Genomic DNA, 7,349 nt, shown 5'->3' with positions numbered 1-7,349 from the left:
GACGGGCAGGATGCCCACCCCACAAGAAAACTCATTCTTTGTGGAACGGGCATCTTGCCCGTTCTTGAGAAGGGTGGAAGATATCAGTTTTAACTCACATCTGACACCATTCTCAATTACTTGTTTAGGAACAGGCAAGATGCCTGTCCCACAAGAAAACTGATTCTTTGTGGAACGGGCATCTTGCCCGTTCTTGACGGGCAGGATGCCCAGCCCACAAGAAAACTCACTCTTTGTGGAACGGGCATCTTGCCTGTTATTGACAATGGTGCAACATCTGAGTTTTAACCGACTTGAGATTTTCGCCGCCAAACCTATGGTTTGAGGGGTTTCGAGCTTGCACTGTCCCATTATCTACCTCTCGTGCGTTCCAGATTATTCCTATTTACCGATGATTTCATATTGTTTTCATTTTTACAGTAAACTTAATAAAAAGGAGATAGACTCACCCCCATGAATACCGCCGCCTTCCCCAACGAGAATCCTTGGTCTAAAATGGTTTGCCACCTCAAAGACAGCGCTACCGACACTGAAATTATCGCTGTTAAGCACTTAGCAGTAAACTACCGCACGGTAGAGGCACTCAGAGATATCAATCTTTCCGTTAAACCCGGAAGGCTGACGGGTATTATTGGCCCCAACGGTGCCGGCAAAAGCACGCTAATCAAAGCAATGTTGGGCTTAATTCCCGCAGATCGCGGCACTGTTACCTGGGGCGAAGAAGCGATCGCCGATCGACTCGAAACAGTAGCCTACGTGCCCCAGCGATCGCAAATTGACTGGAACTATCCCGCCACCGTTTGGGATGTCGTGATGATGGGAAGAGTCAGAAAAGCCGGATGGTTTCGCCGCTTCTCGGCAGCTAGCCGCCGCACCGCTGCCGATGCCTTAGAAAGAGTAGGCATGAGTGCTTACAAAGACAGACCGATCGGGCAACTTTCCGGCGGACAGCAACAGCGAGTATTTCTAGCTAGAGCCTTAGCCCAAGAAGCTGCTATTTTCTGCTTTGACGAGCCGTTTGTCGGCGTTGACCAAAAAACTCAAAATATCATTTTCGACATCTTCCACCAGCTAGCAAATGCCGGGAAAATCGTCTTAGTAGTCAACCACGACTTAGGCGAATCAATTACGAATTTTGACGATTTAATTTTGCTAAATACAGAATTAATTGCCGCTGGTCCCCGCCAAGAAGTGCTAACAAAAGAAAACCTTTACCGTGCCTACGGCGGACAAGTAATGTTCTTTGCCGGACAAGCAGCTTAATTAGCCAGCAGTCAATCGATTTTAGATTTTAGATTTTAGATTTTAGATTGACCCCGCGGATAAATGCGGGGGCTTGAGGATTTTCGATTTTCGATTTGGGATTCCACGGATAAATCACGTGGCGGGTACCATCAAGAAATTCTTGGTCATTAATCTAGGAGTTACACTCTTGAACGCGGTTTTTTTGATAATCTTGAATTGGGCAACGATAAATCTCAGATCCAACTCACATCTTGCACTATTCTCGCTTAACAGGCTTTCCGGCCTGTTCCACAAAGAGTGAAGTTTCTTGTCGAACAGGCCTCAAGAACAGGCAAGATGCCTGTTCCACAAAGAGTGAATTTTCTTTCTTGTGGAACAGGCCGAAAAGCCTGTTCCTAAAAAGCTTATTGAGAATGGTGCAACATCTCAGATCAAACCGGTTTAGTTTGGTTGTTAGTCATTAGTTAACTGTGATTTTATAATTTTATGATACAAACCTTAATTGAGCCGTTACAGTACGGATTCATGCAGCGATCGCTCGTAATTGCCATTCTCGTCGGCATCGTCTGCGCGATCGTCGGCAGCTACCTAATGGTACAGCGGCTGGCCTTGCTCGGAGACGCCATCAGCCACTCGGTTTTGCCCGGATTGGCGATCGCATTTATCCTCGGAGCAAATATCTTTATCGGTGCTTTCATTGCCGGAGTTTTGAGTACAGTAATCATAGCTTGGATCAAAGCTCGATCGACAATTAAAGAAGACGCGGCAATGGGCATCGTATTTTCAGCCTTCTTCGCCCTCGGCATCACCCTAATTACGATCGTCCAAAAAGACAACAAAATCGACCTCAACCACTTTCTGTTCGGCAACATCCTGGGGGTTACGGCTGAAGATGCGATCGACACAGCCGTCATAGTCGCCGTAGTCTTATTAGTTGTAGTATTCTTTTACAAAGAACTGCTATTTTACACATTCGATCCATTAGGAGCGCAAGCAACAGGTTTGCCAGTAAACCTGCTCAACTTCGGACTGATGGTACTCATCGCCCTCACAATAGTTGCCAGCCTCAAAGCCGTTGGCGTAGTGCTAGTCTTGTCCCTATTAATTACACCTGCAAGTACCGCCTATCTCCTAGTCACTCGCCTGCACCAAGTAATGATTTTAGGCGCAATAATCGGTGTTATTTCCAGCATTAGCGGAATGTATCTCAGCTACTTCTATAACTTGCCATCCGGCCCCGCAATAGTTTTAGTTGCATCGGGATTATTTGTGCTATCATTGCTCTTCAGTCCAACTCAAGGAATCCTCACCCAGCCCCGCACACACTCCGGTCAAATTCCTCCAATCTGGCGGGAATTAAAAAATTTAACCAAAGGCCGATAACAAATAACTTTGTAGTAACTCACATCTTGCACAATTCTCAAGAACAGGCAAGATGCCTGTTCCACAAGAAAATTCACTCTTTGTGGAACAGGCATCTTGCCTGTTCATAAAAAGCTTATTGAGAATGGTGCAGCATCTCAGTAGTAACGCTTCAGCGTCGCCCATCCCATTGTTAATAAGAATTTTCGTTAATCCCCGTGGATGTGCGGTTCAAAAAAGCCTGTAGAATTAATCCCCATAACTGCGAATCGTCGGCTGCATCCAGATTTGGTAAAAACGGTTTTTTTTAGGAGTGCGAGAAAGCAAAAATGGGAGGCTGTCGCAGCGGGCGATCGCAACTGCGAACTATTCGTCACAAAAGACAGTACAATAACAAAAGTTAAAATTTCCCGCAAACATATCTACTAAGTTAAAAAAACATGACCGTCAAAGTAGGAGACACCGCCCCCGATTTTACCTTACCATCTCAAACTGGCACATCAGTCAGCCTCAAAGATTTTAAAGGTAAAAAAAACGTCATAGTCTACTTTTATCCCAAAGACGACACACCCGGATGCACCACCCAAGCTTGCGCTTTTCGAGATAGCTACGAAGTCTTCAAAGACGCAGGTGCAGAAGTCATAGGAATTAGCGAAGATTCGCAACAATCGCACCAGCAATTTTCTGCAAAATATCAGCTACCCTTTACACTTCTGAGCGATACTGGCAACAAAGTGCGGCAATTATACGGAGTTCCAGCTACCCTGTGGATTATGCCCGGTAGAGTAACTTATGTCATTGACAAAGAAGGCGTTGTCAAGCATATTTTTGACTCCATGTTAGACTTCAAAGCACACGTTGCCGAAGCACTCAAAACTTTAGAAACCATCAAAATTTAGATGGATTTGCTTAAATATATTGTTGGTAGTGAGGACGAAAGTCCTCATGCCTCATTGTCTAAAAAACCAAGAACAAACTAAATTCCTGACTGCGAACTAACGGTTTTTAGTGAGAACTGAAATTCTCAGACTAGAGGTTTTCCCGTACCCAATTTCTAAAAGCTTGAATAGCGTGGGTTCTACCAGCAACTTGACTCTGCTGAGTGTACTGATTCACCAGTTCGACAATCGGGATATTGGGGAAAGTGGGACTAACATCAGACTCAATATATTGTTCGGCTTGCAAAACGTTGATTTGTAGCCCTCGCCGTGCGTATCGCCAAAGTTCCGGCACTCCTAGAATTTGATAATTATCCAACTGCGTGCGAGAGGTAAGATCAATTTCTATCGCTAAATCTGGGGGCGGATCAACACTCATATCGAGGCGATTTTTACCTATAACTGCTGCTTGATTTTGAATGTAAAAACAGGTATCCGGTTCTACAGCCTGACTCATGCGTTCATTTTTCAACGTTGTGGAACCTAACGACTCAAATGCTATTTGTCGTGTTTCCAACAAAATTTTTACCATGTCGCCAATAATTTCTTTGGCTTTTTCATGTTCGGGCAGAGGAACCATAATTTCTAACCGTCCGTTACTATAGGAAAGTCGGGAAGCACGACGTTCTCCTAATTCCGTCAAAATACTTTCAAATTGTTGCCAGTTAACATCCTCAACCAGTAATTGCTGACCCGGTTGAATCTTTAATTGTCTTAACTCCAATAGCATAATTGTTCATCCGTTTTCTCTAGAAAATCTCACCCAAATCCTTACTACGAATCATTATCTTAAAAAACCAAGAAAGGACTAAAGTCCTTACTAAAAACTCGTGGTTTGTAGTAAGGACTTTAGTCCTTTTTTGCTAACGACTTGCAGCCATTAACAATTAGCACTCAGCAATTATCTAGCTTTTTGCAACACTCGATTTTTCAGATGTAGCGCTTTCGGCAGTTTTGCCATTTTTGCTATTACCGTTACCGTTGCTGTGCCGGGGTTGGATAACTCCATAGCCACCGTGAGTCTTGCGTTCGTAGAGTACGTTAATTTCGCCTGTTTCCGCATTACGGAACATATAGAAATCGTGATCGATAATCTGCAATTGTTCCAAAGCTTCTTGCACCGTCATTGGAGGCATAGCAAAATACTTAGTCCGTACCACCTCAGCAGGAAGTTCGGGAGTTCGATCGCCAATCAGATCCGCTACTACAGGATGTTCTTCAACTACCGTAACCGTTTTGGCACTACTCTGGATTTTGTGGTCGTGACGTTTTTCCTTAAATTTCCGCAGTTGACGAGCTATCTTGTCGGCAACCAAATCTATGCTTGCATACAGGCTTTCCGTGCTTTCTTCAGCCCGAATCACGCTGCCGTTAGCATAAATTGTCACCTCAGCAGTCTGCTTAGGATTGATCCTGGGGTTACGAGCCACCGATAGATGTATGTCCACTTCCGTAGTCAAAGTTTGAAAATGGCTAACTGCCTTTTCCACCTTTTGATTGACGTAATCGCGAATCGCATCGGTGATTTCTATATTTTTACCCTGGATAACAAGCTTCATAGAGCTCCCTCCCTTCTGTAACTTGGGTATATTTTATACAGTAGCACTATGTATTCTGGAAAACACTTATCTTCCAAATCTTTTATTATATGTTGACAATTCTTGATTTAAACTGCGCCAATATTCCGTAAAAATACTATTGATTTTTTGCATGGTTTCTCCTCTAATCCCTCAACCGCTAAATGCACAACCCTGCTTGCTCCTCGATTGGGGACAAGTTCCCTACTCCCAAGCTTGGGAAATCCAGCAAAAACTCGTGCAAGAACGCCGCGACAGGCCTGATTTGCCAGATGTCCTGATTTTGCTGGAACATCCGCCGGTTTACACTTTGGGAATGGGAGCAAAGCTGGAATTTCTGAAATTTGACCCAAGCCAAACTCTGCCGGAACTGCACCGAGTTGAGCGGGGCGGCGAGGTGACTTACCACTGTCCGGGCCAATTGGTGGGCTATCCGATTTTAAATTTGCGCCGTCACCAGCCTGATTTGCACTGGTATTTGCGGCAGTTAGAGGAAGTGCTGCTGGGGGTGCTGGAAGTTTTGGGGTTGAAGGGTTCGCGGGTTCCCGGTATGACTGGGGTTTGGGTGGATGGGTGCAAGGTAGGGGCGATCGGCATTAAAGTCAGCCGCTGGATTACGATGCACGGTTTTGCTTTAAATGTTTGTCCCGATCTGGCCGGTTTTGGGCAAATTGTACCTTGCGGGATTCCCGATCGACCTGTTGGGAGTTTAGAGCAGTTTATCCCCGGAATTGAGGTCGATCGAGTGCGATCGATCCTTGTCGCTGAGTTTGCTCGCGTTTTTGCACTGGAAATAGTGCGATTCCCTACGGGATAGCTTCGCTTCACGAATGTGTAGGGTGCGTCGCTGTCAACCCTACTCCTAACCGCAGTCGGTTTTTTAAGTGCGATCGGGCTCGTCTTCCTCATACACCATTAAATCGCCCGGTTGGCAGTTTAGCGCTTTGCACAGAGCATTGAGAGTGGATTCGTCAATTCTCGTGAGGCGACGGCGGGTTTTGAGTCTCGAAAACGAAGTTGGGTGCATCCCCACCAAAGCAGCCAACTCTTTGTTGCTGATATTTCGCTCGGCCATTACAACTGCCAATTTCCAACGGATGACCACTGTTGATGCTCAATTAATAGCCTGGAGTTTGCAAGCTGATGTTACCATCCCGCAACCTTCACTATCCTTTAATTAACCGCTACGGTAAATTATTTGAGCTTGGCAGTTGACTAAATTCAGAAAATGAACTATGCTGAGGATGTACAAACGGAAAAGCGATCGCCCCTGGGCCTGGAAAACTTAAGGGCGATCGCTATCCGACTATTTTGTAGTTAAAACTCGTCACCAACCCCAGCCTAAAGGCATGGGGCAAAGAAGAGAAAGGCTCACCACCTTTTAAATCTGAGACTAAAACAGTGTCTAGCTTGCGGGTCAAGAACCCAAACTGAACTATCTGGTGGTGGTACACCGAACGACGTTACTGGATGCTTCCCTAGTCTGTAACCTCTCGAATAGTCAGTAGCGAAGGGATATATACACACGGGCTTACCGCCACTTGCTATGCGTACAGGACAAAGAGTGTCAGCCGGCAATTGTCCCGACGAAAGTACAGCACAAAAGTACACGGCATTTAGTAGTTCCAAGGCGGTAGCAAGCTTAACGGGGGACTAATCCTCCCCCCCCCATTCAATTGTAAAGCCGTCCTAAAAGGACGGGGTTTCTACCCATTTTTCTGATGATATCACAGCCAAAGTCAGTTCCCGAACTCCTGCGCGAAGAAATTCCCGACGCACCCATCGGAAAGCAACCGATCCGATTGTTGATTTGCGGGATTCCCAAAGGAGTCGAAAGCCTCATCAATCTGCTGCACGTTTTGGGTTTTGCAGAAGTTGGTGAATGGAGCCCGCCTTTACCGTCCCCGATCGCAGGCGAAGTAATGCGGATTTTAACCCGTTACTGGAAAGAATAATCTTTAAGGGCGATCGCCCTTTCTTGAGCAAAGTGCGATCGTTCTTAAATCATCAAAAACATCAGGCTTAATTCTCTACCCAATCACTTAAAAACTCAACAGTAAGGATGCTAAATATCGAATCGAATTAACGCGGCGGTGTTTGCGAGACTTGGGGGTATTCTAGAGATAATTTTAACAGTCTGTACTTAGGAGCGCGAATTAAATAACTTACAATTTTAATTGTTATTGTGGGATGGGCGTCCCGCCCGTCCAAAAAGGACGGGCGGGAC

General features: G+C 45.5%; 9 protein-coding genes and 1 pseudogene. 6 read left to right on the top strand and 4 right to left on the bottom strand.

Going from position 1 to position 7,349, the window contains the following annotated elements; all coding sequences use genetic code 11:
- Positions 1–351, bottom strand: a pseudogene (locus QUA16_RS27625) (hypothetical protein); the annotation flags it as partial.
- Positions 352–453: 102 nt separating this feature from the next.
- On the opposite strand from QUA16_RS27625, the gene QUA16_RS27620 reads away from it, so the two are divergent.
- The 4 genes from QUA16_RS27620 to QUA16_RS27605 all read left to right on the top strand — a co-directional run bounded on the left by QUA16_RS27620 (position 454) and on the right by QUA16_RS27605 (position 3,506).
- Positions 454–1,263, top strand: coding sequence for a metal ABC transporter ATP-binding protein (locus tag QUA16_RS27620; RefSeq protein ID WP_333107438.1), 810 nt, complete (start codon positions 454–456; stop codon positions 1,261–1,263).
- A gap of 468 nt (positions 1,264–1,731) precedes the next feature.
- Entirely contained in the window at positions 1,732–2,628 is an 897-nt protein-coding gene (locus tag QUA16_RS27615; protein WP_333107437.1) for a metal ABC transporter permease, read from the top strand.
- Positions 2,629–2,829: 201 nt separating this feature from the next.
- Positions 2,830–3,036, top strand: coding sequence for a hypothetical protein (locus tag QUA16_RS27610; RefSeq protein WP_333181493.1), 207 nt, complete (start codon positions 2,830–2,832; stop codon positions 3,034–3,036).
- Positions 3,037–3,047: 11 nt separating this feature from the next.
- Positions 3,048–3,506, top strand: a complete 459-nt coding sequence (locus QUA16_RS27605) for a peroxiredoxin (RefSeq protein WP_333107436.1) — start codon at positions 3,048–3,050, stop codon at positions 3,504–3,506.
- Positions 3,507–3,636: 130 nt separating this feature from the next.
- Here QUA16_RS27605 and QUA16_RS27600 read toward each other — a convergent pair whose 3' ends face one another.
- Both QUA16_RS27600 and hpf read right to left on the bottom strand, forming a co-directional pair.
- Positions 3,637–4,275, bottom strand: coding sequence for a Uma2 family endonuclease (locus tag QUA16_RS27600; protein ID WP_333107435.1), 639 nt, complete (start codon positions 4,273–4,275; stop codon positions 3,637–3,639).
- Between the two features lie 175 nt (positions 4,276–4,450).
- Positions 4,451–5,104, bottom strand: a complete 654-nt coding sequence (gene hpf / locus QUA16_RS27595) for a ribosome hibernation-promoting factor, HPF/YfiA family (protein ID WP_333107434.1) — start codon at positions 5,102–5,104, stop codon at positions 4,451–4,453.
- A 151-nt stretch (positions 5,105–5,255) separates the two neighbouring features.
- Between hpf and lipB the strand changes: the two genes are divergently transcribed.
- Positions 5,256–5,939, top strand: coding sequence for a lipoyl(octanoyl) transferase LipB (lipB, locus tag QUA16_RS27590; RefSeq protein WP_333107433.1), 684 nt, complete (start codon positions 5,256–5,258; stop codon positions 5,937–5,939).
- Between the two features lie 63 nt (positions 5,940–6,002).
- Here the strand turns inward: lipB and QUA16_RS27585 are convergent, their stop codons facing one another.
- The gene (locus QUA16_RS27585) at positions 6,003–6,227 is read right to left on the bottom strand and encodes a helix-turn-helix domain-containing protein (RefSeq protein ID WP_333107432.1); all 225 of its coding nucleotides are present in this window, start codon (positions 6,225–6,227) and stop codon (positions 6,003–6,005) included.
- Positions 6,228–6,843: 616 nt separating this feature from the next.
- Between QUA16_RS27585 and QUA16_RS27580 the strand changes: the two genes are divergently transcribed.
- Positions 6,844–7,077 carry a hypothetical protein gene (locus QUA16_RS27580; protein ID WP_333107431.1) on the top strand — a complete coding sequence of 78 codons (234 nt, stop codon included), beginning with the start codon at positions 6,844–6,846 and terminating at the stop codon, positions 7,075–7,077.
- Positions 7,078–7,349: the final 272 nt, after the last annotated feature.

Origin of the sequence: Microcoleus sp. S13_C3 (assembly GCF_036700905.1) — a bacterium.
GTDB lineage: Bacteria > Cyanobacteriota > Cyanobacteriia > Cyanobacteriales > Microcoleaceae > Microcoleus.
The sequence above is the reverse complement of the archived record's forward strand: the minus strand, read 5'-3'. Positions and strand labels throughout refer to the sequence as shown.